The sequence below is a fragment of the Sphingomonas sp. M1A8_2b genome (genome assembly GCF_053345535.1).
Map to the genome: position 1 here is coordinate 1,500,126 of NZ_JBKFAH010000001.1, position 22,202 is coordinate 1,522,327.

Below are 22,202 nucleotides of genomic sequence, written 5' to 3' on the forward strand. Positions count from 1 at the left end.
AATGCGTAATGAAATGGGATTTGGACCCTGGGGCGGCGGCCCCCGGCATGGCGGTCACGGCCGTCGCGAGCATGGTGAGGACCATGCCCATTGGAAGTCGGGCGGGGGGCCACGCGGTCGCGGTCGCCGGGTCTTCGACGGCGGCGAGATGAAGCTCGTGCTGTTGAAGCTGATCGCGGATGCACCGCGCCATGGCTACGACCTGATCCGCGAGATCGAAGGACTGGCGGGTGGCAGCTATGCGCCGAGCCCGGGCGTGATCTATCCCACGCTCAGCACGCTCGACGACATGGCACTGATCGACGAGCAGAAGTCGGAGGGTGCGAAGAAGCGCTTCGCGGTGACCGACGAGGGGCGCCAGTTGCTGAAGGACAACGCCGAGATCGTCGAGGCGCTGTTCGCCCGGTTGGCCGCCGTCGGCGCCGAGTCCGAACGGACCGACGGCGCACCGATCCGCCGCGCGATGGGCAATCTGCGCCAAGTGCTCCAGACGCGGCTGATGCGCGAGGACGTGAACGAGGACACGCTGCACGCGGTCGCCGGGTTGCTCGACGAGGCGGCGCAGAAGATCGAGCGGCTCAAGTGAGCGTCTCGGTCTCGCGCGTGCCGACGCAGTCCGCCAGCAAGTATCTCCAGCAGCTCGCCAAGCACTGGAGCCACAAGATGGCGGTGACGTTCTCGGCGGAAGAAGGACGCATCGCCTTCCCGAACGGCGCGGTGCTCGAGATGCGCGCCGACACCGACACGCTCGACGTCGCGCTGACGGTCCCGGCGGGCGAGGACGTCGACCGCATGCGCGGCGTGGTCTCAAGCCACCTCGACCGCTTCGCCTTCCGCGAGGCGCCGCTGACGTTCGACTGGGCAATGGTGCCGTAAATTCTGCATCACCACGCCGAGGGGTGGCCGTTTCCCAATGCATCTGGAAGCGGGAGAGTATCGGCTGCTGTCATGGTTGCGTGGCGAAGCGCACCGGCCCCCGGGGAGCAATTAGCATAGCGGGAGGAAATCCCGCCTGGACGATAACTTGATCTAGCGGAACCGCATCGGCAGGCGCGGTTGCAGCAAAAACTTGGACGAGCCGGTGTCCGTCGGTTGGGATAAACCTCTTGGGAATGGACAACGGTTCGCCACCAAGATCGGCTAACCAAGCAGGACGGCCGTAGCGGTAGGTGCGACGTGGGTGAACCACTTGCACGTCAACCGCCCCGGCATATCGACCAAGCACTAGAGGTCGGTCGTCCTTGAAAAGGATACCGTCGCTATTTTTTATGCGCGCGGCGGCCATATAATAAGACTGACGAGTGGACGCGGGCACGTCTGTCACAGTGGTCTGGTCGATTGTCAGCGGATCGATGCCGGTCATGCGTTTCAACCGAGCAGCCATCCATTCAATCTTACCACCGCCTTCCTCAGCAATAGCTGCCTCGGCAACGTGGCTGTGACCGACATAGATCAGCATCTTGGCAGCAGGAAGGCGACGGTGGATTGCGGTAAGATTATCCGCTTCGGCCTGTTCTCTCGTTTCAATGCTTTGGTGACGCGGGAGATCATCTTTGGGTCGTTGCAGGCTGTTCTGTTCGTAGGCAACCGGCTGGTAGCCAATAGCAAGCGCGTTACGTAGGAAGGCGGCATAGATAGAATCGCGGGTATAGAAGCCGGTACTTATCCGTGCAAAGCGATCCTGGGATAGCCGTTCCACGACAGTCGGTTTACCACCATAGGGGGGCTCGTTGTCGAACGTCTCTGCCGCAAGCACTGAATAGCCCAGCGGGCGTAGCGCCTGCGCGACCCGCCAAGCAAACGCGCGATCGCGCGGGTTGCTGTGTGCTTCGTTAAGGATCACGATTCCGGTGTTTCGCGCGCGGCGAACAATCTCCGCGATCGCGTCGCGTCCTACTGAACCGGTTATTGCCTGATCCCACTCAGTATTGGCAGGTCCGGGCGGCCGAGACTTGTCGAGCGTTGCCAGATCAAGCTCATTGGTGACCGCTGAGCTGACCTGTTCCCACATCTGGAACGCGAATTCATCAGTCTTCTTACCGTGCGTATCGAAGGCCGCAGCGGCGAGTTGGTCGGTTGCTTTTAGATAGTGGCCATTGTCGTACGCAGCCATTGCATTGTCTACTGGACCACTGGGCGGGGGCGTTTGTGCTCCAAGCGGCGTAGCAAGAATGATCGCCAGCCCCGTAGCCACTCTCATTCGTCTGTTCCTCATAACCCTTATGCAGAGAATGGATCGGTTTCCAGCGCACGTCTAGTCGGCATCAGTCTATTTCTACCGATCCCTGGACATCGATGTTCAACCCCAGCGCGTTGGTGCTTGCCGGTCCGCCCGCCCCATTCATGATGCAAAGCTTCTAATTTGCATCATGTCTTGGCCGAGCTGGACCATCGTGCTGAACGGATGTCGGCTTTCGGGAGTGGGGGGTGCCTGACCGACCGTCCGGGTATGGGCGTTGAGCGGAACGACCGGTCTTTGGCCAACTATGCTCCCCGGCGGGCCATCACCTGCAGATACGTGTCGAGCACGGTCTGGTTGATCGTGTCCCACAGATAGCCCGCGGCCTTGTCGTGGCCGGCCCAGCCCATCGTCTCGCGCAGGCCGGGTTCGGTGACGATCCGGCCGATCGCATCCGCATAGCCGGCGATGTCGGTCGGCGGCACGAGGAACCCCGTGACGCCGTCGTCGACCAGTCCGACCGCGCCCGACGCGTGTGCCGCGACGACCGGCACGCCTGAGGCCATCGCCTCCAGCGTCACGTTGCCGAACGTCTCGGTGACGCTGGGGTTGAAGAACACGTCCATCGACGCAACCGCGCGGCCGAGATCGTCGCCCGACTGAAAGCCCGCGAACACCGCGCCCGGTACGCGCCCCGCGAACCAGTCGCGCGCGGGGCCTTCGCCGATGACCAGCACCTTATGCCGCACGCCGCGTTGCTCGAGCGCGTGGATTACGTCGGCGAAGACGTCGAGCCCCTTTTCCTTGACCAGTCGCCCGAGAAACCCGACCGCGACGTCGCTATCGGCGATCCCGTGCGCGCGTCGCCAGTCCAGATCGCGGCGGGTCGGCGTGAAGCGGTCGTGGTCGACGCCGCGCGACCAGATCGCGGTCGGCGTCGTCACGCCCCAGTCGCGGACGATCTCGGCCATGCCGCGCCCCGGCACGAGCACCGCGTCGACGCGGTTGTAGAAGCGAGTCAGGATCTTGATCATGATCGGCTCGAAGAACGCCATCCGGTAATAGCGGAAATACGTCTCGAACCGGGTGTGCAGCGATGCGACGGTAGCGAGCCCGTGATGCTGGCCATAAGTGATCGCGCGGTGGCCGAGGAAATCGGGCGCCGAGACGTGGATCAGGTTGGGCGCGAACGCATCGAGATCGCGGCGGATCGCGGCGGGCAGCCCGCGCGCCATCTTGTACTCGCCGCGCCCGGCCGGCAGCGGCAGCGACGGCACCGCGACCAGATCGCCGGTCGGCGGGAAGGCCGGCTTGGCGTTGGTCGGCGAATACACACGCACTTTTGCGCCCTGCGACAGCAAATGCCCGACGAGCAGGTTCAGCGCCTGGTTGGCGCCGTCGCGAACATAATTATAATTGCCGCTGAACAGGGCAATGCGCAGGTCGGTGGCGTCCATCGCCGCGCGGATAACGCCGGGTGCGGTCAAGCGCCACTAAATCCGCAATATAGCTTTACTGCCCGCCATTACTCCCTGCCATTGATGTTCCCGTATCGTTCTCGTACATCGGGCGCATGGCGAAACCCCAGAAGCGTTACGTGTGTCAGGCCTGCGGATCGGTGTCGCACCGCTGGGCGGGGCAATGCGCCGATTGCAACGAGTGGAACACGCTGGTCGAGGAGGCGAACACCGCCGCCACGCCGTTCCATTCTAAGCATAATCTTCAGACCGGCGGGCGGGCGATCCAACTCGTCGGGCTCGACGCCGAGATCAAGCTGCCCGATCGGATGGCCACCGGGATCGCCGAGCTCGATCGTGCGCTGGGCGGCGGCTTCGTCGAGGGCTCGGCGACGCTGATCGGTGGTGATCCGGGCATCGGCAAGTCGACGCTGTTGTTGCAGGCGGCGGCGAAGATGGCGCTGGCGGGGCAGTCGGTCGCGTACGTCTCGGGCGAGGAAGCGGCGGACCAGGTGCGGCTGCGCGCGCGGCGGCTGGGGCTCGGCAACGCGCCGGTGCAACTGGCGGCGGCGACCTCGACGCGCGACATCCTGACGACGTTGCAGACCAGGCCGCCGGCGATGCTGGTGATCGATTCGATCCAGACGATGCACTCCGACCTGATCGAGGGTGCGCCGGGGACGGTCAGCCAGGTGCGCGCGTCGGCGCAGGAGTTGATCCGCTTCGCCAAGGAGCGCGGCACGGCGGTGGTGCTGGTCGGCCATGTGACGAAGGACGGCTCGATCGCGGGCCCGCGCGTGCTCGAGCACATGGTCGACACGGTGCTATCGTTCGAGGGCGAGCGCAGCCACCAGTATCGTATCCTTCGCGCGATCAAGAACCGCTTCGGCGGGACTGACGAGATCGGCGTGTTCTCGATGCAGACCGAGGGGTTGGCTGAGGTCGGCAACCCGTCGTCGCTGTTCCTCACGCACCGTGACGATGCGATGACGGGAGCGACGGTGTTCCCGGCGCTGGAGGGGACGCGGCCGGTGCTGGTCGAGATTCAAGCGCTGACGGTCCGCTTGGCGTCGGGCGCAACACCAAGGCGCGCGGTGGTCGGCTGGGATTCGGGGCGGCTCGCGATGATCCTTGCAGTGCTGGAAGCGCGGTGCGGGCTGAGCTTCTCGAACGCCGAAGTCTATCTCAACATCGCCGGCGGTTACCGCGTGCAGGATCCGGCGGCAGATCTCGCGGTGGCTGCGGCGCTGATTTCGGCGATGTCGGAGCGGCCCGTGCCGGTCGACGCGGTCGCATTCGGCGAGGTCGCGCTGTCGGGCGAAATCCGCCCGGTCGCGCATGGGCCGCTGCGATTGAAGGAAGCGAGCAAGCTCGGCTTCGAACGTGCGCTGGTGCCGGCTTCGATGACGGGGGAGAAGAGTGGGATGAAGCTGTCGGGCTTCAAGACGCTGGCGTCGTTCGTGGATCACATGATGGGGCGGGGGTAGGCGCCCAAAACCTTGTTCTGCCGCGAAGGCGGGGACCCAGACTGGGCTCCCCCCTTCGCGGCAGAACAGGGCAGCGTTAGTGACGGTGTTGGGTCAGACGTACCTTTCCGACGGAGATAGCTCTGGTTCGTTGTCAACGTCCCGAATGGTCTCCTCCCCGGCGGAGGCCGGGGCCCAAGTGGGAAACGCTGCTGGCGACCGCTGCGCTTCGTATCACGACCTCTCCAATTGGGCCCCGGCCTCCGCCGGGGTGGGGTGGTGAGGGCCTTTGTCGGTCATCGGTCGATCGAGCCGCACACGACGTCATCATGGCGGGCAGGTTCGGCCAATCGGCGAACGCATGGCCTCTCGCGACAGCCATGCTATGGCCGCCGCCATGGCAAACACCAAAAGCAATACCGGCACCGTCGAGGTCGACGGCACCCGATACGACTGGAACCTGGAGCGCGAGCCGCAACACACGGATGCCGAAGGCTGGAAGGGCATGACGATCTCGCTGTTGCAGGACGATGCGCAGCGCGAAGCCCTGCTCGAATTCCCCGCGCCCAAACGCCTGTTGAAGGGGTTGCCGCGCGGGCGGCTGCAGATCGACGACGCGACGATCGCGCGCGGCGTGCGGGCGGCGTTGGCCGCGGGATGGGAGCCGATGTCGCGCGGCAAGCCGATGGTCTTCACGGTAGATTCCGAAGGGAATTGAACCGTGGATCGGCGTGACACCCCGACCCCGACGGACGCGCGCACGCGGATGCAACCCCACGCCGACGTGGAAACGACGTTGCTGGGCCCGATCCTGCCCGATCGAGAGTGCGGCGATTGCACCGCGTGCTGCACCGAACTGACGGTGAACACGCCCGAGTTCGCCAAACCCGCGGGAACGCCGTGCATCCACCTGTCTGAACGGGGGTGCGGTATCCACGCCGTCCGCCCCCGGATCTGCCGGACGTGGTTCTGCGCGTGGCGACGTGTCGCGAGCCTGCCCGACGAAGCGCGGCCCGACCGGTCCGGACTTCTCGTGTCGCTCAATTTCGTCGACAGGCCGCAGAACTGCCTTGAAGGCGTCTCGATCCATGTGCGCATGCTCAGCGGCAGCGACGCAATCGGCAACGGAATGGCGGCCACCGTGTTGGACGCTGTGTGCGACAAGCTCGTCCCGGTCTGGTTCAGCGACGGGTCGAAGAAGATGCTGATGCATCCCGACACCGACGTCGCGCGCTTCGTCCTCTCGGAGGAGGCTGCACCGCCGCATCTGCAGGGCGAGGTCGCCGCATGGCGCGAACGCTACGCTGTTTTCGGAGCGAACCGTTAAGCCTCGCTTTCCGCATGCACTAGCGGTTCGCCCCCCGCGTCCCTATTCCAGACTGCATGAACCTGACCGCCCTAGACATCGTCGTCCTGATCGCCGTCGCCGGGTCCGCGGTGCTGGGGCTCGTGCGCGGGTTCGTGACCGAAGTGCTGTCGATGTTCGCCTGGGTGGCGATGGTGGCGATGCTGAAGCTGTTCCACATCCCGCTCGCGGCCGCACTATCGCCGATGATCGGCACGGTCGGAGGGGCAGCCGTGCTCGCGTTCGCGATCATTACCGGGGTCACCTATATCGGCGGGCGGCTAGTCGCCAACGCGATCGGCGCGCGGACGCGGACCTCGATCTTGGGGCCGGTCGATCGCGCACTCGGCTTCGGGTTCGGCGCGCTCAAGGGCCTGATCCTCGCCAGCCTTATCTTCCTGCTCGCGACCCTCGTCCTCGACACGATGGGCGGCGGGCGATCGCACCGTCCGACCTGGATGACGGGTTCGCGCACCTACCCGCTGCTCAACGCCACCAGCGCGAGCATCGCCGATTTCGTCGATCGCCGCCGCCGCGGCAAACCCGTCTTCGGCGCCAGCACGCCGCCTTCCTCTTCCGATAATGCAAGCGAGCCGACGACATGAGCGCGCCCCTCTACAATGCCGAAATCCTTCGCCTCGCGGCCTCGATCCCGCATCACGAACGCCTGCCCGAACCGATGGCGACCGCCGAGAAACGCTCGCCGATCTGCGGCAGCCGCGTGACGATCGACGTGTCGGTCGACGACGAGGGCCGCGTCAGCGAGGTCGGCCTGCTGGTTCGCGCCTGCGCGCTGGGCCAGGCGTCGTCGTCGTTGCTCGCCGCGAACATTCTTGGTCGCACCCCCGCCGAGCTCGCCGCGACGCGCGATGCGCTGACGGCATGGCTTGCACGCGAGGGCGATGCGCCCGATTGGCCGGGGATGGATATCTTCACCCCCGCGCTCGACTACACCGCGCGCCACCCGTCGATCCGGTTGGCGTTCGAAGCCGCGACCGAGGCCGCCGAGCAGGCCGCACTCGCCAAGGCGCCGAGCTGATGGTCGAGGGGACGTCGCCCTCGCTGTTGCGGGACGGTGTCGTGTTGCTCGGCTTTGGCATGATGTTCGTGCTGCTGTTCCGGCGGCTCGGGCTGGGTGCGACGCTGGGCTATCTCGTCGCGGGCGCAGTCGTCGGGCCGCACGTGCTCGGGCTGGTCGGCGATGCGGAGTCGAAGCTCGGGTTCGCGGAACTCGGCATTACGCTGCTCCTGTTCATCGTCGGTCTCGAACTCAATCCTGCGCGGCTGTGGCGGATGAAGCACGAGATCTTCGGGCTCGGACTGTTGCAGGTCGCGATCTGCGGGATTGCGATCACCGCGATCGTCTGGGTCGGCGCGAAGTTCTCGCTCCCCGCCGCGCTGGCGCTCGGCCTCCCGCTGGCGCTGTCGTCGACCGCGCAGGTGCTGCCGATGCTGCGCTCGTCGGGGCGGATGCGCACGCCGTTCGGCGAACGCGCGTTCTCGATCCTGCTGTTCCAGGACCTCTCGATCGTGCCGCTCATCACTATCGTCGCCGCGATGAGCCGCAACCCTGCGGACGCCAACGCGCCCCCCGGCTGGCTGCTGGCGATTTACACGGTGCTCGCCGTCGGCGGGCTGATCATTGCCGGGCGCTTCCTGCTGCGCCCGTTCTTCCGGCTGATCGGCAATCTCGGCGAGCGCGAGATGTTCGTGTTCGCGGGGCTCTTCACGGTCATCGCCAGCGCCGCGATCATGGAATGGCTCGGACTGTCGACCGCACTCGGCGCGTTCATCGCCGGCGTGATGTTGGCGGACAGCCCGTATCGCCATGAGCTCGAAGCCGATGTCGAGCCGTTCCGTTCGATTCTGCTGGGTCTGTTCTTCCTGGCGGTCGGCATGGTGCTCGATCTGAACGCGATCGCCGAGCGGCCGGTGTTCGTCATGGCGATGGCGGCGGCGCTGATTCTGACCAAGACCGGCGTGATCATGCTGATCGGCATGGCGTTCAAGATGACCTGGCGGCAGGCGTTCGCGCTCGGGCTGTTGCTCAGCCAGGGCGGCGAGTTCGGCTTCGTGCTGTTCGCGCAGGCGCAGGCGGGGCTGTTGATCGAACCGCAGGCGGCCAGCCTGTTCGGCGCGATCATCACGCTGTCGATGGCGACCACACCGTTCCTGATGGGCATCACCAAGCGCTTCCGCACCGAGCCGCTCGCCAAGGACCAGGAGCGCGACGGGCCCAAGACCGACGGCTCAAATGCGATCATCGTCGGCTATGGCCGGTTCGGGCAGACCGTCGGCCAGATGCTGCTGACGCAGGATATCCCGGTGACGCTGATCGACACCGATATCGAGATGATCGACATCGCCGGCGAGTTCGGCGCGAAGGTCTATTACGGCGACGGCACGCGGCTCGACCTGTTGCGGCAGGCGGGCGCGGAGGAGGCCGAACTGATCTGCTTCTGCATCGACGGCGATCAGCTCGAGCCGGACACGATCGAGGGCGTGCACGAGGCGTTTCCGAACGCGGCGATCTACGTCCGTGCATTCGATCGTCGCGCGCTGGTGAAGCTGAAGAACACCTCGGCCTCGTATGTCGTGCGCGAGGTGCTCGAATCGGCGGTGAAGATGGCGCGGCTGGCGATGGACGGGCTCGGCGTCGCGAGCGCGGATATCGACCGTGCCGAGGACATGTACCGCGCGCGCGACAAGGAGCGGTTGCAGCTCCAAATCGATTCGGGCGATATACGCGCGGCGCGCGCCGAAACCGCCGAACGCTTTCCATGGGGGAACGACGCGACATGATACTCGCCATACTGGCCGCCTTGTCGGGCGCGATCGCGGTCGCGGCGGGTGCTATGGGTTCGCATTGGGCGAGCGATGCCGCGCGAGAATTGCTGAAGACCGGTAGCCATTATCAGTTGGTTCACGCGGTCGCCGCACTGGTGGCGTTGAAGATGGACGCCCGGGGGCCGGCATGGCTGTTCGTGATCGGTGGCGCGTTGTTTGCTGGATCGCTTTACGGTCTGGCCGCCGGCGGCGGGCGATGGCTCGGCCCGGTCACCCCCGTCGGTGGCGCATTGCTGATCGGCGGTTGGTTGTGGCTGGCATGGAATGCGGCCCGACCCTGAATTTCGTAATCCTCCCCCGCCAGGGGGAGGTGGCTGGCCCTTGCCAGACGGAGGGGGAGGAACGCGATAACTGCTGTTGTGTGCCCTCCCCCTCCGTCACCTGCGGCGACACCTCCCCCTGGCGGGGGAGGATCGGACGGTCAGCGCTTCTTCCGGCACGCGTCGGAACAGTAGATCACGCTGTCCCAGTCTCGCGCCCATTTCTTCCGCCACGTGAACGGCCGCTCGCACCCCCTCCGTCACCTGCGGCGACACCTCCCCCTGGCGGGGGAGGGTCGGACGGTCAGCGCTTCTTCCGGCACGCGTCGGAACAGTAGATCACGCTGTCCCAGTCTCGCGCCCATTTCTTTCGCCACGTGAACGGCCGCTCGCACGCCGGGCAGACCTTGGTCGGCAGATTCTGCTTGGCGACACCGTTGGGCATCAGCGGGGCTGCGCGTCGAGGAACGCCTCGACGTCGGCGAGGTCGACCGTCTTGTCGAGATACGTCTGGCCGATCCCGCGCGCGAGCAGGAAGGGCAGGGTGCCTGCCGCCATCTTCTTGTCGTGCCGCATGTGATCGACCAGGCGGCCACCGCTCGCGTTGATCTTCGCGGCCGCAAGCCCATCGGGCAGCCCGACAGCGCGCCAATGCGCCGCGACGCGCTCGGAATCCTGGCCTGAGCAGATGCCCTGCGCCGCGGAAAACCCGAACGCCAGCGAGCAGCCGGCCGCGACGCCCTCGCCGTGGATCAACGCCTGCGAGAACCCGGTCTCCGCCTCCAGCGCGTGCCCGAACGTGTGCCCGAGATTGAGCAGCGCGCGCGTGCCCGTCGTCTCATGCTCGTCCGCCGCGACGATCCGCGCCTTCGCCGACACGCTGTGTGCGATCGCGTATTCACGCAGGCCGATGTCGCCGCTCAGCAACGCGGCGCCATTCGCCTCGCACCATTCGAAGAACGCGAAGTCGTCGATCAGGCCGTATTTCACGACCTCGGCGTAACCCGCGCGCAGTTCCCGGATCGGCAGCGTGTCGAGTACCTGCGGGTCGATCAATACCATCACCGGCTGATGGAACGCGCCGATCAGGTTCTTACCGGCGCGCGTGTTGATCGCGGTCTTGCCGCCGACCGAGCTGTCGACCTGCGCGAGCAGCGACGTCGGGATCTGCACGAAGTTGCATCCGCGCTTGAGGATCGAACACGCGAACCCGACGAGATCGCCGATCACGCCGCCGCCCAGCGCGACGACATGATCGCCGCGCTCGACACCGAGTTCGAGCAGCCGGTCGCACAGCATCTCCAGCGTCGCCCAGCTCTTGCTGCTTTCACCTGGGGTTAGGACGATCGCCTCGGACGCAATCCCGGCGGCGGTCAGCGACGCCTGAAAGGTCGTCAGATGCACCGACAAATTCTCGTCGGTGACGATCGCCACGCGCCGCCCTTTGGCAAGCGGGGCAAGAAACTCACCCGCCCGCGCGAGCAACCCCGCTTCGATATGGATCGGGTACGTCCGCGCACCCAGTTCGACAATAACGGTATTCATCGGCCAAGCGCCCTCAGGATAGCGGCGACGGTCGCTTCGTGCGGCGTCTTGTTGCTGACAATGTGGATATTCGCCTGCGCGTAGATCGGGTTGCGGACGCGCGCCAGTTCGGCGAGCACCTTGCCCGGATCGCGGTTGCGGAGCAGCGGTCGACTGTCGCGCCGGCCGACGCGCTCGACCAGGATGTCGGGATGCGCGCTGAGCCACACCGAGATCGCATCGCGCAGGATCAGTGCGCGCGTGTCGTCGTTGATGAACGCGCCGCCACCGGTCGCGATGACCTTCGGCGTGCCGTCGATCAACCGTGCGATCACCCGGCGCTCGCCATCGCGGAAATACTCCTCGCCGTATTTGGCGAAGATCTCGGCGACCGTCATGCCCGACGCGGCCTCGATCTCGTGGTCGGCATCGACGAACGGCAGGTTCATGCGCAGCGCCAGCCGGCGGCCGACCGTGGTCTTGCCGACGCCCATCAACCCGACGAGCACGATCGGGCGATCGATCGGCGCGGGGCGGCGATTGCCCGAGGGTCCGCCTGAAGGGTTGTGGCTTTGCAACATCGTGAGGGGCGCTATACAGCGGCACCGCGCGAGGGCAAAAGCTCTCGGCGCCTGTTTTGTCCACTTCAAGGTTACGCCGCCATGTCCCGTTTCATCGTCTCGGTCGTCGTCGTTCTTGTCGTGGTGGTCGGCGGCCTGTTCCTGCTGGCGGGTCGCGCGACCGAGCGCCCGCAGAGCCGCGTCGAAAAGGCCGTGACGCTTGCGAACCTCTCTTAAGGCCACCCTTGCGGCGGCGGTCGCCGTCGGCGCGCTGGTAGCGTTGGCCCCGGCGATCGGCCAGGACCGTCCCGAATCGATCCTGCCGCCCGGCTTCGGCGAGCCGACCCCCGCGCCGGCGCCCGCCGCGCCGCGTCCGACGCAGCCCGCGTCGGGCCCGCAGCCGGCGCGTCCGACGCCACCGTCGCAACCGCTGCCGTCCACTGCGGTGATCCAGCCGCTGCCGTCGACCGCCCCCGACGGTGCGCCGGTGTCGCCGCCCGTGGTGACGCCAACGGTAGTCGATCCGGCCGTGCTCGCGCGCTACGAGATGCCCGAATCCGCGCGGCGATCGCTCGCGACCGTCGGTCCGGTCACCGCCGACGAGGGTGGGCTGGAGACGGACGCGTTCGGCGATGCCGACGGCCAGTATGTCGAGACGCTGATGCGCCGGCTGACCGCGCCGCTGCCGTCGCGCTGGATGTCGATCCTGCTGCGGCGTGCGCTGGTGTCGCATGTCGATACGCCGCGCCATACCAACGGCGCGGACTTTGCCGCCGAGCGGGCGTGGCTGTTGCTGCGGATGGGCGAATCGGTTGCCGCGCGCGCGGTCACGCAGAGCGTCGATACCTTCAATTACACGCCGAAACTCTATCAGGTGGCGATGAACGCCTCGCTCGCGACCGGCGATCCCGCGGGTCTGTGCCCGCTGGTCCCCGGCGCGATGCGGTATGCCCCGGCGCGCGGCTGGACGATGGCGCAGGCGATGTGCGCAGGGCTCTCGGGTAACCCGGCGCAGGCGACCCCGCTGATCGCCACCGCGAAACGTCGCAACGTCGCGAGCGGTGTCGACATGCTGCTCGCCCAGAAGGTCGTCGGCGCCGGTGCGCAGGGACGCCAGGCGGTGACGATCGAATGGGACGGCGTCGACCAGCTGACCGCGTGGCGGTTCGGCCTGGCGATGGCGACCGGCGTGACCGTGCCCGACGAACTGTATGCGAGTGCCGGTCCGCAGGTGCGTTACTGGCAGGCACTGTCGCCATCGCTGGCGCTGGGCGATCGGCTTGCGCCTGCCGAAGCCGCGGCGGGGCAGGGGGTGCTCTCCAGCGCCGCGCTGGTCGATCTGTATGCGGCGACCGCGAACGACGACGACGCGCAGAGCGGTGCGAGCGCCACGGCGAATGATCTGCAAACCGCCTATGCCGATCGCAGTGCCGACGCCCGACTGGCCGCGATGCGTCAGTTGTGGGGCGGCACGGACGCGCGGCCGTCCTACGCGCGACTGGTGCTGACGGCGCGGGCGGCGGCGCGGATGACGCCGGCGGTGGGCAAGGCCGAGGCGGATCATCTGGTCGCGTCGATGCTGACCGCCGGGCTCGACCGGACCGCGGCGCGCTGGCTCGGCACCGTGCCGACCGGCAGCGACGCGTGGGCGATGATCGTGCTGAGCGATCCCGATGCATATCGTCGGCTGAGCTATTCGGATCTCGCGGCGTATTCGGGCGGGGAAGGCGATTCGGCGTTGAAGCAGCGCATGCTGTTCGCCGGGCTCGCGGGGATGGGGCGGCTCGCGCAGGGTGACATCGAACGTGCCGCGCAGACGCTGGGCGTGCGGATCGGTGCGGACAATGCGTGGACGCGCGCGCTCGATCGGGCGGCGCGGGACGGTCAGCCGGGCACCGTCGTGGTGCTCGCGGCGATCGGCATGCAGGCGCCGAACTGGAAGAGCATCTCGCCCGAGGCGCTGTACCGGATCGTCGGTGCGCTGCGCGCGGTCGGCCTCGACGGCGAAGCGCGGATGATCGCGGCCGAGGCGATCGCGCGGGCGTGACGCACGGCCGGGATCGCGCGCTGATCGATCGCTTCCTGGAAATGATGACGGCGGAGGCCGGCGCGGCGGCAAACACCGTCGCGGCGTATCGCAGCGACCTGTCGCTCGCGTCGCAGATGCTCGGCGGCGAGCTGGTCGACGCGGACGCCGATGCGCTGGCGACGCTGGCGGGTGCGTGGTCCGCGCTGTCCAATGCGACAGTCGGTCGAAAGGCCGCCTCGCTTCGGCGCTTTTTTGCGTTCCTCGCCGACGAAGGCCACCGCGCCGATGATCCCGGCAACGCGCTCCCTCGGCCCGGCACCGTCCGCGCGTTGCCCAGGATATTGAGCCACGCCGACGTCGATCGCCTGTTCGCCGCGATCGCGGAGCGCGCCGCACGCGATCCGCTCGACCCCAACGACCTGCGGCTGTCGGCATTGATCGAGCTGCTCTACGGCTCCGGCCTGCGTGCGACCGAACTCGTCAGCCTGCCGCGCAACGCGGTTCACCCGGATCGCCCGTTCCTGATCCTGCGCGGCAAGGGCGGGCGCGAGCGGCTCGTCCCGATCTCGGACCGTGCGCGCGCGGCGGTGGCGCTGTGGCGGACGTATGTGCCGACGGATCGCGCCTGGCTGTTCCCGTCGGGCAAGGGGCATCTGTCGCGGATCCGCCTGTACCAGATCGTCAAGGCGCTCGCCGCCGAGGCCGGTATCCCGCCGGACCGGGTCAGTCCGCACGTGCTGCGCCATGCGTTCGCGACTCATCTGCTGGCTGGCGGCGCCGATCTGCGCGCGCTGCAATCGATGCTCGGCCATGCCGATATCGCGACCACCGAGATCTATACGCACGTCGATTCGAGCCGACTCGTGGAGCTGGTGAACGCGCGCCATCCGCTGGCCGATACGCCGCCACGTTGACCTTCCGCCGCGCGAGCCGTAACCGCGGGCCATGCCAAGCTTCCTCGACTTCGAGAAACCGATCGCCGAACTCCAGGGCCGGATCGACGAACTCCGCGATACCGCCGTTGAAGGCAGCGTCGATCTGTCCGCCGACATCGCCCGTCTCCAGGCGAAATCCGACAAGCTGCTGAAGGACACCTTCGCGCGGCTGACACCGTGGCAGAAGACGCAGGTCGCGCGTCATCCCGAGCGGCCGCACTTCAAGGATTATGTCGCCGCATTGTTCGACGAGTTCGTGCCGCTGGCGGGCGACCGCGCGTTCGGCGACGATCAGGCGATCCTCGGTGGCTTCGCGACGTTCCGGGGCCGCAAGATCATGGTGCTCGGCCATGAGAAGGGCGACGACACCGCGAGCCGCCTCCGCCACAATTTCGGCATGGGCAAGCCCGAGGGATACCGCAAGGCGATCCGCCTGGTCGAACTCGCCAACCGATTCGGCCTGCCGATCGTCACGCTCGTCGACACCTCGGGCGCGTTCCCCGGCATCCAGGCCGAAGAGCGCGGCCAGGCCGAGGCGATCGCCCGCTCGACCGAGGCGTGCCTCAATGCCGGCGTGCCGATCGTCGCGGTCATCGTCGGCGAGGGCGGCTCTGGCGGTGCGGTCGCGCTCGCCGCGGGCAACCGCGTGCTGATGTTCGAACACGCGGTCTATTCGGTGATCAGCCCCGAGGGCTGCGCCTCGATCCTGTGGCGGACCGCGGACAAGGCACCCGAGGCGGCCGAGGCGATGCGGATCACCGCGCAGGATCTGAAGGCGTTCGGCGTCATCGACGATATCGTCGCCGAACCGCTCGGCGGCGCGCACCGCGACGCGACGGCGGCGATCGAGTCGCTGGGCAATGCGGTGGCGTCCGCGCTGTCGGACCTCGAGACGCTCGATCCCGCCGACCTGCGCAAGGATCGCCAGGCGAAGTTCCTCAAGATGGGTCGTCTCTGACGCGGTCGCTCACCCGGCGGCACCGCGCCGAACAGCACACCGAAAGAAGGGCGGCGAAACCGAAGTTTCGCCGCCCTTTTTCGTACGCTACTCGAACCGAAATTACGTGGTCGAGGTGTTCAGCTTGGTCGAGACGTTGTTGAACGTCTTGTTCAGGCTGTTGCCCAGGCCCTGCATCGCAGCGATGGCGGCGACGGCGATCAGCGCGGCAATCAGGCCGTACTCGATGGCAGTCGCGCCCTTGGAATTCTTGAAAAACTTGCGGATCGTCTTCATTCCGGTCTCCATGGTTGGATTGCTTCAGTGTCACCCGGCTGGCCGGATCGACCGGAACAGCGCAACGAGAGATACAAGTGGTTCGTTGAGAAAGGTTTAAGGCGGATATCGATGATTTCCGCGGCGCCGACATTTGCCGGCTGGTAGGCGGCGGGCGGGCCGCAAACCCAGCCCGATCAGCGCGCCTGGGAAACCTTGGTATCGACCGTGTTCCACATGCCGATCGTCGAATTGGCCATCGCGGTCAGCCCGACGATCATCGCGATCACCACCAGGCCGAGTATCAGGCCATATTCGATCGCCGTCGCGCCGCGTGAATCGCGTACGACGCGGGCAAGGGCGCGCAACAGCCGGTTCGTTATGGACACCTTGGATCGCATCATCGCATGTCTACGTGCAGGAGATTAAAGAATGACCAATGACCGGCTCGCGCGTGCCGCACCCCGTCTGCTGCCCGTCGTCGCAGCGGCGCTCGTCGATCTGGAGGGGCGCGTGCTGCTCCAACAGCGGCCCGAGGGAAAGTCGCTCGCCGGGCTGTGGGAGTTCCCCGGCGGCAAGGTCGAGGAGGGCGAGACGCCCGAAGCGGCGCTGATCCGCGAACTCGAGGAGGAACTCGGCATCGCCGTGCCGCACGCGTGCCTCGCCCCCGCGACCTTCGCCAGCGCGCCGCTCGGCGATCGGCATCTGCTGTTGCTGCTGTATGTGACGCGCAAGTGGAGCGGCGTCCCGCGCGCGCTGGAGGCGACCGCGCTGCGCTGGGTCAGGCCGGTCGAGATGCACACACTGCCGATGCCCCCAGCCGACCGCCCGCTGATCGGCCTGCTCGACGCACTGATCTGACGCGCGGCCGGCGGCGGCGGCGGTCCAGCGCCGCGGGCAGTTTTCGTGACGCCGCCGCTGGTTTGGCACAGTCCATCGCCAAGAGCCCGCCATCGACACGGCAATTGCTAGGCAAGGCTCCCCCGCTTCGTATACCATCCGACGGACTCGTGGGGCGTATGGTGAAAAAGACCTACAGAACGTTGGACGCCCTGCGTGGAGTCGCGGCCCTCGCGGTCGTGATCTTTCACGCCAAGCGGTTGCTCGGGCAGGACGTCATGCCGAGCGGCTACCTCGCGGTGGACTTCTTCTTCGTCCTGAGCGGGTTCGTGATCGCCCACGCCTACGACCCGCGACTGCGGGCCGGGATGTCGAGCACCACGTTCATCTGGCACCGGCTGGCGCGCTTCTATCCGCTCTATTTTCTCGGGTTCGCCGCGGGGCTGCTCTACGAGGTCGGCCTGATCGGCATGCGCAACCCGGCCGCGATCCCGGTGCACAGCCTGCTACCCGCGGCCGCCGCAGGCCTGCTGTTCCTGCCATTCCCGTTCGCGCAACGCGACGGCAACCTGTTCGCGTTCAACATCCCGTCCTGGTCGCTGTTCTTCGAACTCGCGGTCAACGCCGCCTACGCGCTCTTCTTCCGCTTCCTGACCGTGCCGGTTCTGACCGCGTTGGTCGCGCTCAACGGCGCGATCTTCGCCGCGATCGTCGTCACGCACGGCACGGCGGATTTCGGGGCGTTGGACAGTCAGGTCGTCTTCGCCATACCCAGGACGCTCTTCTCGTTCTGCACGGGCTTGCTGATCTACCGGCTCGAGATCAAAGCCCTGACGATGCCTGCGCTCGTCATCTTCGCGCTGATCGTCGCGCCGATGGTCTTTCCGGTCGGGCCCGCCGTGGCGCTGGCATTCGTATTTGCGATCAGTCCGCTCGTGGTTGTGCTCGGGTCGTCGGTGGAACCCGGGCAGCGCACGCGGAAACTGTTCGAGTTCCTCGGCGCGATATCGTTCCCGATCTATGCGCTCCACCGCCCGGCGCTCGCCTTCGCGCAGACGGCCTCGCAACGCTTCCACCTGTCGCCGCTGCTCATGCTGGCACTGGTGATCGTCGCCCTGGTCGCGCTGAGCCCGCTGATCGAACGGTTCTACGACAAGCCGATGCGCAAAAAGCTCGACCGCCTGGCCAAAGCCGTCCGCCTCCGAGGTCGGACCGTCGAACCGGAAGGTTGAACGGCGCTTGGTTCCAGGGCCGAGCGGTGCCGGATTGGCAGCTAGCGAAAATGGAGGGCCGACCCGTCTGTAATTTATCGGGGTCTGCTCGTGCGCGACCTTGGCGAAGGATTTTGTTAGCCCGGGTTCCCGAGATATCTTACGCGTGATCGTAACCCGATTAGGGTCGGACTCATGCTTGTTGTTTTATTGGCCGAAACATCTGCAACGTGATCTGATAGTTTTGGCGCCACACACGCACCGAAGGTGAGTTGACAACGCGTTGTAAGAAAGTTCTTCTCTATGGCTCACGACTCGGGAGACAGTCATGTTGAAAAGAGCTTTATCCGTCGTAGCGCTTGCGTCGTTCTGTGCTGTTGGATTTGCCGCTCCCGTCCAAGCCCAAGGCAAGAAGCAGGAGTATGTGATCGTCTGGTATACGGATGAAGCACATACATCGATTTCCGGGCAGCGCATCGGGTTCTGCGATGGCACGTCGTTTAGAAGCGGCACACCTACGCTGTTTGAAGAAGAGACTTACTACGGCTGCTGAGCGACAAGTCAGCACCGTTCTCGCCCGGGGCGTTTGCATGGCTAACTGCACCTGCCGCGCTGTGCCTGCCGTATTACACGGCGCCTCGGACGAGACGGAGCTGGTTCGAAGCGCAACGGGCATAGCGGGCAACCGGCTCCAAGCCGTATGCTGGTTTAAGGTGCCGCCAGCTCGACCGACCCGAACCACTGGAACGAATGTTTGAGAACGCTCGGTCCGACCGTCGCGATACACGACACTATTGCAGGGTATCGAAAATTGGAGGCCCGACCGGGAATCGAACCCGGGTGCGAGGATTTGCAGTCCTCTACGTCACCACTCCGCCATCGGGCCCCGATGCGTGAAGGCGGCGCAAATGCTTCGTTTTGGGCGGCGGGTCAACCGGCAGTTTGCGCTTCGGGTCGAATTGTCACGATCGATGGGCTGCACGGGGCGTTCCCCGACGCGTGGCGGGCGCGCGGTTGGTCGCAAACCGGGCAATTTTGCGGGACGAGGCGGGTTTTGCCTGCTAACGCGGCCCCAGAGGTGTTGCCGTGGAGTTCCGCATGCGCCCCTCGACGTCCCGCCCGCGGCATCTCGGTGTCACACGGGCGGGCGGGGCGTCTACACCCTCCTCCATCGTCGCTCCATCGTCCGCCCGATATCGTCCCCCCGATATCGTCAGGTGCTGCACTTCGTCGCGTCCGGCGGGGGCATCGACCTGTTTTGAACCAAGTGCGCGCTTGGCGTGGGGCGGGGGGCACGATATCAGGTCGTCACGACAACTAGTGTATTGCACAAGTAAAACAGTTGTGCGACAGGATAAGCCATGACGACGATGAGCATCGACACCGCCCACCCCGCGACCCGGCCCGCCAGCCCGCCCGCGCCCCCTTCGATCGGCGGCTCAGACACCGTTTCCACCGCATCCGCGTTCGACGCCATGCGTCACGCGATGGTCGCCAGCCAGCTCCGCACCAACGCGGTCAACGACCAGCGCGTGGTCGCGGCGATGGCGCGGGTGCCGCGCGAGACGTTCATGCCCGAGGGCGTCCGGTCGATCGCCTATCGCGACACCGCCATCCCGCTCGGCGGCGGTCGCTATGCCAACCTGCCGATGGCGACCGGCCGGCTGCTGACCGAAGCGTATCTGACCGCGAACGACCGTGTGCTGCTGATCGGTGCGGCGACCGGCTACACCGCGGCGGTGCTGTCCGAGATCGTTGCATCGGTCGTCGCGGTCGAGAGTGACCCCGCTTTGATCGCGATCGCGCGGTCGGCGCTTGCCGGGATCGGCAATGTCGAGCTCGTCGAGGGGGCTCTGCCCGATGGCAGCGCCGCGGGTGCGCCGTATGACGTGCTGATCATCGACGGTGCGGTCGAAACGGTGCCCGAGGCGCTGATCGCGCAGGTCCGCCCGGGCGGTCACGTCGTCGCCGGGATCGCCGAGCGCGGTCTGACCCGGCTTGCGGCAGGCCGCAAGACCGAGGGCGGGTTCGCACTGGCCGCTTTCGTCGATGTCGAATGCGTCGCGCTGCCCGGCTTCGATACGCCCAAACCTTTCAAGTTCTGAGGCAGACCATGCCGCGCACCGCTCATATTCGTCGTTTGTTTCTGAGTGTTGCGCTGATTTACGGCGCTGCACCGGCTGGCGCCGAAACGCTGCGGGAGGCGCTGGTCAAGGCGTATAATACCAACCCGACGATCACCGGTCAGCGCGCGGCGTTGCGCGCGACCGACGAGAATGTGCCGATCGCGCGCGCGTCGGGCCTGCCATCGGCGAACGCGACCGCCAACTACACCGAGTACGTCGTCACCGCGCAGAACAACTTCGTCTCCCCGCCCCGGCAGTTCAGCGGGCAGACGAACGTATCGATCCCGTTGTATCTGGGCGGGCAGGTCCGCAATTCCGTGTCCGCCGCCAAGACGCGCGTCGAGGGCGGTCGCGCGACCTTGCGCGGCACCGAGGCGGACCTCTTCACCAACGTCGTCAGCGCGTACATGAACGTGATCCGCGACGAATCGATCGTCGGCCTGAACACGCAGAACGTCCGCGTGCTCGACGTCAATCTCCAGGCCAGCCGCGATCGGTTCCAGGTCGGCGACCTCACCCGTACCGACGTGGCGCAGTCCGAGGCGCGTCTGGCGCTTGCCCGCGCGCAGCTTCAGTCGGCGCAGGCGCAGCTCATCTCCAGCCGCGAAAGCTATATCCAGCTCGTCGGCACGCCACCCGGTACGCTCGAGCCGCCGCCGGCTTTGCCGCATCTGCCCGACAGTCCGGCCATGGCGGTGACGGTCGCGATGGAGAATAATCCGACCCTGCTCGCCGCCGCCAAGGAGCGCGACGCGACCCGCTACGACATCGGCGTCGCCCGCGCCACACGCCTGCCGCAGATCAGCGCGACCGGCGGCGCCGGTTACACCAATTATCTCGGGTCGATCGGCAAGACCAACGGCGTGAGCGCGTTTCCCAATGCGAACACGGCGGTGCAGGGCGGCCTGTCGCTGACCCTGCCGCTGTTCCAGGGCGGTCGTCCGGCGGCACAGGTCCGTCAGGCCGAGGCGTTGCGGTCGCGGGCGATCGAGAACGTCACCGCGACCGAGCGTAATGTCATCTCGCAGGCACGCTCCGCCTATGCCGTTTGGCGGTCGTCGGAGCAGGTGATCCAGTCGTCGGAAACCGCGGTCAATGCGAACAAGCTGAGTCTGGAGGGCGTCCGCGCCGAGAACAGCGTCGGCACCCGGACGATCCTCGACATCCTCAACGCCGAACAGGAATTGCTCAACAGTCAGGTCACGCTCGTGACGGCGCGGCGCGATGCGTATGTCGCGGGCTTCGCGCTGCTGGCCGCGATGGGGCAGGCGGAGGCGCGCGACCTGGGTCTCGACGGCGGCGCGCTCTACGATCCGGTCGCCAATTACAAGCGGGTCAGCCACAAGATCTGGGATTTCGGCGGCGACGGCGAGCCCGCGGCGGTGGCGACCAGTACCGCGCAATCACCCGCGCAGGACGCGCGTGTGCAGCCGCAAAGCGATCCGTTGCTCGCAACGCCGGTTGACAGGAACCCGTCGTTGACGACAGGTATGGATGCGCCGAGCCGCCGATAGGGGCGTGCCCGGTTACGGGGTTTGGGATGGTCCGGATGGGGGATATCAGCGCGGAGCCGTCGATGGAGGAAATCCTTTCGTCGATCAAACGGATCATCGCCGAAGAGGGCGATACGATGCCCGGTCGCAATCGCCGCCCGTCGCGGCCGATGCCGTCCGCCGCCGAGCGCGAACCGGCCTATCTCGATGGCGAAATCGATGACGACGAAATCCTAGAATTGAGCGATCCCATACCGATGGTCGACCGTACGCCCCGCATGCCGAAATCCCCGGTGCTGTCCTCGGTCGATGCCGCGTCCGAGCCGCGCCAGCCTGCTGCGACGAAGCCCCAGCCCGCGGCTGCTGCCGCGAGCGTCAGCGCGCCGACCGATCGTCCGATCGTGTCGCGCGAGACCGCCGCGGCAACGCGCGCACCGCTCGACGCGTTGACGCGGATGATGGTCAAACCCGATGCTAACAGCGACGGCACGCTCGAAGGACTGGTCCGCGAAATGCTGCGGCCGATGCTCCGCGAGTGGATGGATGCGAATCTGCCGGGCTTGGTCGAGGATATGGTCGCGCGCGAGATCGCCAAGATCATGAACCAGCAGCCCTGACCGCGCAGGGTAGCACCGCACAGGGTAGCACAGGGTTTTACGCATAATCGCCGCTGTTTGACGACGGAACCAGCGTGACCCCGGCGGGGTTAGGCTCCGC

Annotated in this window: 26 protein-coding genes, 1 tRNA gene and 1 pseudogene; 19 read left to right on the top strand and 9 right to left on the bottom strand. The window is 66.5% G+C overall.

Translation table 11 applies throughout. The features are described from left to right. The first annotated feature begins 1 nt into the window (after position 1). Together ACLBWL_RS06990 and ACLBWL_RS06995 are read left to right on the top strand one after the other, a co-directional pair. Positions 2–586 carry a PadR family transcriptional regulator gene (locus ACLBWL_RS06990; RefSeq protein ID WP_447791424.1) on the top strand — a complete coding sequence of 195 codons (585 nt, stop codon included), beginning with the start codon at positions 2–4 and terminating at the stop codon, positions 584–586. After that, complete coding sequence (locus tag ACLBWL_RS06995; RefSeq protein ID WP_447791426.1) at positions 583–876, top strand: DUF2218 domain-containing protein; 294 nt, start codon at positions 583–585, stop codon at positions 874–876. Before ACLBWL_RS06990 ends, ACLBWL_RS06995 begins: the two co-directional genes overlap by 4 nt. Before the next feature lie 70 nt (positions 877–946). Here ACLBWL_RS06995 and ACLBWL_RS07000 read toward each other — a convergent pair whose 3' ends face one another. Then, the gene (locus ACLBWL_RS07000; protein WP_447791428.1) at positions 947–2,113 is read right to left on the bottom strand and encodes a hypothetical protein; all 1,167 of its coding nucleotides are present in this window, start codon (positions 2,111–2,113) and stop codon (positions 947–949) included. A 371-nt stretch (positions 2,114–2,484) separates the two neighbouring features. After that, positions 2,485–3,636 carry a glycosyltransferase family 4 protein gene (locus ACLBWL_RS07005; protein WP_447792044.1) on the bottom strand — a complete coding sequence of 384 codons (1,152 nt, stop codon included), beginning with the start codon at positions 3,634–3,636 and terminating at the stop codon, positions 2,485–2,487. Positions 3,637–3,752: 116 nt separating this feature from the next. Between ACLBWL_RS07005 and radA the strand changes: the two genes are divergently transcribed. The 7 genes from radA to ACLBWL_RS07040 all read left to right on the top strand — a co-directional run bounded on the left by radA (position 3,753) and on the right by ACLBWL_RS07040 (position 9,575). Further along, positions 3,753–5,123: a DNA repair protein RadA gene (gene radA / locus ACLBWL_RS07010; RefSeq protein WP_133030549.1), complete on the top strand. Its 1,371-nt coding sequence runs from the start codon at positions 3,753–3,755 to the stop codon at positions 5,121–5,123. 364 nt (positions 5,124–5,487) lie between these two features. Beyond that, a complete protein-coding gene (locus tag ACLBWL_RS07015) occupies positions 5,488–5,820 on the top strand; it encodes a hypothetical protein (protein WP_447791430.1) in 333 nt (110 codons plus the stop codon). A gap of 48 nt (positions 5,821–5,868) precedes the next feature. Then, on the top strand, positions 5,869–6,429 hold the full coding sequence (locus ACLBWL_RS07020; protein ID WP_447792046.1) for a YkgJ family cysteine cluster protein: 561 nt from the start codon (positions 5,869–5,871) through the stop codon (positions 6,427–6,429). Between the two features lie 56 nt (positions 6,430–6,485). Next, positions 6,486–7,052: a CvpA family protein gene (locus ACLBWL_RS07025; protein WP_447791432.1), complete on the top strand. Its 567-nt coding sequence runs from the start codon at positions 6,486–6,488 to the stop codon at positions 7,050–7,052. After that, positions 7,049–7,486 carry an iron-sulfur cluster assembly scaffold protein gene (locus tag ACLBWL_RS07030; RefSeq protein ID WP_447791434.1) on the top strand — a complete coding sequence of 146 codons (438 nt, stop codon included), beginning with the start codon at positions 7,049–7,051 and terminating at the stop codon, positions 7,484–7,486. Before ACLBWL_RS07025 ends, ACLBWL_RS07030 begins: the two co-directional genes overlap by 4 nt. Next, positions 7,486–9,249 carry a cation:proton antiporter domain-containing protein gene (locus tag ACLBWL_RS07035; RefSeq protein WP_447791436.1) on the top strand — a complete coding sequence of 588 codons (1,764 nt, stop codon included), beginning with the start codon at positions 7,486–7,488 and terminating at the stop codon, positions 9,247–9,249. The genes ACLBWL_RS07030 and ACLBWL_RS07035 overlap by 1 nt, the downstream gene beginning before the upstream one ends. Next, positions 9,246–9,575: a DUF423 domain-containing protein gene (locus ACLBWL_RS07040; RefSeq protein ID WP_447791438.1), complete on the top strand. Its 330-nt coding sequence runs from the start codon at positions 9,246–9,248 to the stop codon at positions 9,573–9,575. The genes ACLBWL_RS07035 and ACLBWL_RS07040 overlap by 4 nt, the downstream gene beginning before the upstream one ends. A gap of 140 nt (positions 9,576–9,715) precedes the next feature. Here ACLBWL_RS07040 and ACLBWL_RS07045 read toward each other — a convergent pair. The 4 genes and pseudogenes from ACLBWL_RS07045 to ACLBWL_RS07060 form a co-directional block, all read right to left on the bottom strand. Further along, positions 9,716–9,793: pseudogene (locus ACLBWL_RS07045) on the bottom strand (DUF2256 domain-containing protein); the annotation flags it as partial. Positions 9,794–9,858: 65 nt separating this feature from the next. Further along, entirely contained in the window at positions 9,859–9,999 is a 141-nt protein-coding gene (locus ACLBWL_RS07050; protein ID WP_082444318.1) for a DUF2256 domain-containing protein, read from the bottom strand. Continuing rightward, a complete protein-coding gene (aroB, locus tag ACLBWL_RS07055) occupies positions 9,999–11,099 on the bottom strand; it encodes a 3-dehydroquinate synthase (RefSeq protein WP_447791441.1) in 1,101 nt (366 codons plus the stop codon). The genes ACLBWL_RS07050 and aroB overlap by 1 nt, the downstream gene beginning before the upstream one ends. Continuing rightward, positions 11,096–11,659: a shikimate kinase gene (locus ACLBWL_RS07060; RefSeq protein WP_447791443.1), complete on the bottom strand. Its 564-nt coding sequence runs from the start codon at positions 11,657–11,659 to the stop codon at positions 11,096–11,098. The genes aroB and ACLBWL_RS07060 overlap by 4 nt, the downstream gene beginning before the upstream one ends. A gap of 81 nt (positions 11,660–11,740) precedes the next feature. Between ACLBWL_RS07060 and ACLBWL_RS07065 the strand changes: the two genes are divergently transcribed. From ACLBWL_RS07065 to ACLBWL_RS07080, 4 genes are read left to right on the top strand one after another with little or no spacing between them, the layout of a single operon-like run. After that, complete coding sequence (locus ACLBWL_RS07065) at positions 11,741–11,875, top strand: hypothetical protein (protein ID WP_267904487.1); 135 nt, start codon at positions 11,741–11,743, stop codon at positions 11,873–11,875. Continuing rightward, positions 11,859–13,685 carry a hypothetical protein gene (locus ACLBWL_RS07070; protein WP_447791445.1) on the top strand — a complete coding sequence of 609 codons (1,827 nt, stop codon included), beginning with the start codon at positions 11,859–11,861 and terminating at the stop codon, positions 13,683–13,685. Before ACLBWL_RS07065 ends, ACLBWL_RS07070 begins: the two co-directional genes overlap by 17 nt. Before the next feature lie 41 nt (positions 13,686–13,726). Beyond that, positions 13,727–14,581 carry a tyrosine-type recombinase/integrase gene (locus tag ACLBWL_RS07075; RefSeq protein WP_447792048.1) on the top strand — a complete coding sequence of 285 codons (855 nt, stop codon included), beginning with the start codon at positions 13,727–13,729 and terminating at the stop codon, positions 14,579–14,581. Between the two features lie 31 nt (positions 14,582–14,612). Further along, positions 14,613–15,560 (top strand): acetyl-CoA carboxylase carboxyltransferase subunit alpha, encoded by a 948-nt coding sequence (locus ACLBWL_RS07080; protein ID WP_447791447.1) that lies wholly within the window; start codon positions 14,613–14,615, stop codon positions 15,558–15,560. Positions 15,561–15,662: 102 nt separating this feature from the next. On the opposite strand, the gene ACLBWL_RS07085 is transcribed toward ACLBWL_RS07080, so the two are convergent. Both ACLBWL_RS07085 and ACLBWL_RS07090 read right to left on the bottom strand, forming a co-directional pair. Then, positions 15,663–15,836, bottom strand: coding sequence for a Flp family type IVb pilin (locus ACLBWL_RS07085; RefSeq protein ID WP_055879343.1), 174 nt, complete (start codon positions 15,834–15,836; stop codon positions 15,663–15,665). A 176-nt stretch (positions 15,837–16,012) separates the two neighbouring features. After that, positions 16,013–16,216, bottom strand: a complete 204-nt coding sequence (locus tag ACLBWL_RS07090) for a Flp family type IVb pilin (RefSeq protein ID WP_447792050.1) — start codon at positions 16,214–16,216, stop codon at positions 16,013–16,015. Positions 16,217–16,247: 31 nt separating this feature from the next. On the opposite strand from ACLBWL_RS07090, the gene ACLBWL_RS07095 reads away from it, so the two are divergent. From ACLBWL_RS07095 to ACLBWL_RS07105, 3 genes are all read left to right on the top strand, one after another. Further along, positions 16,248–16,676, top strand: a complete 429-nt coding sequence (locus ACLBWL_RS07095) for a (deoxy)nucleoside triphosphate pyrophosphohydrolase (protein WP_447791450.1) — start codon at positions 16,248–16,250, stop codon at positions 16,674–16,676. A gap of 182 nt (positions 16,677–16,858) precedes the next feature. Beyond that, entirely contained in the window at positions 16,859–17,887 is a 1,029-nt protein-coding gene (locus ACLBWL_RS07100; protein WP_447791452.1) for an acyltransferase family protein, read from the top strand. Between the two features lie 307 nt (positions 17,888–18,194). After that, positions 18,195–18,419, top strand: a complete 225-nt coding sequence (locus ACLBWL_RS07105) for a hypothetical protein (protein WP_447791454.1) — start codon at positions 18,195–18,197, stop codon at positions 18,417–18,419. Positions 18,420–18,678: 259 nt separating this feature from the next. Here the strand turns inward: ACLBWL_RS07105 and ACLBWL_RS07110 are convergent. Beyond that, positions 18,679–18,752, bottom strand: a tRNA-Cys gene (locus tag ACLBWL_RS07110). Positions 18,753–19,341: 589 nt separating this feature from the next. On the opposite strand from ACLBWL_RS07110, the gene ACLBWL_RS07115 reads away from it, so the two are divergent. Genes ACLBWL_RS07115 through ACLBWL_RS07125 form a run of 3 tightly spaced genes read left to right on the top strand, consistent with a single transcriptional unit; the run spans position 19,342 to position 22,102 of the window. Beyond that, a complete protein-coding gene (locus ACLBWL_RS07115; RefSeq protein ID WP_447792052.1) occupies positions 19,342–19,971 on the top strand; it encodes a protein-L-isoaspartate O-methyltransferase family protein in 630 nt (209 codons plus the stop codon). Positions 19,972–19,979: 8 nt separating this feature from the next. After that, on the top strand, positions 19,980–21,506 hold the full coding sequence (locus ACLBWL_RS07120; RefSeq protein WP_447791456.1) for a TolC family outer membrane protein: 1,527 nt from the start codon (positions 19,980–19,982) through the stop codon (positions 21,504–21,506). Positions 21,507–21,541: 35 nt separating this feature from the next. Continuing rightward, entirely contained in the window at positions 21,542–22,102 is a 561-nt protein-coding gene (locus ACLBWL_RS07125) for a DUF2497 domain-containing protein (protein ID WP_447791458.1), read from the top strand. Positions 22,103–22,202: the final 100 nt, after the last annotated feature.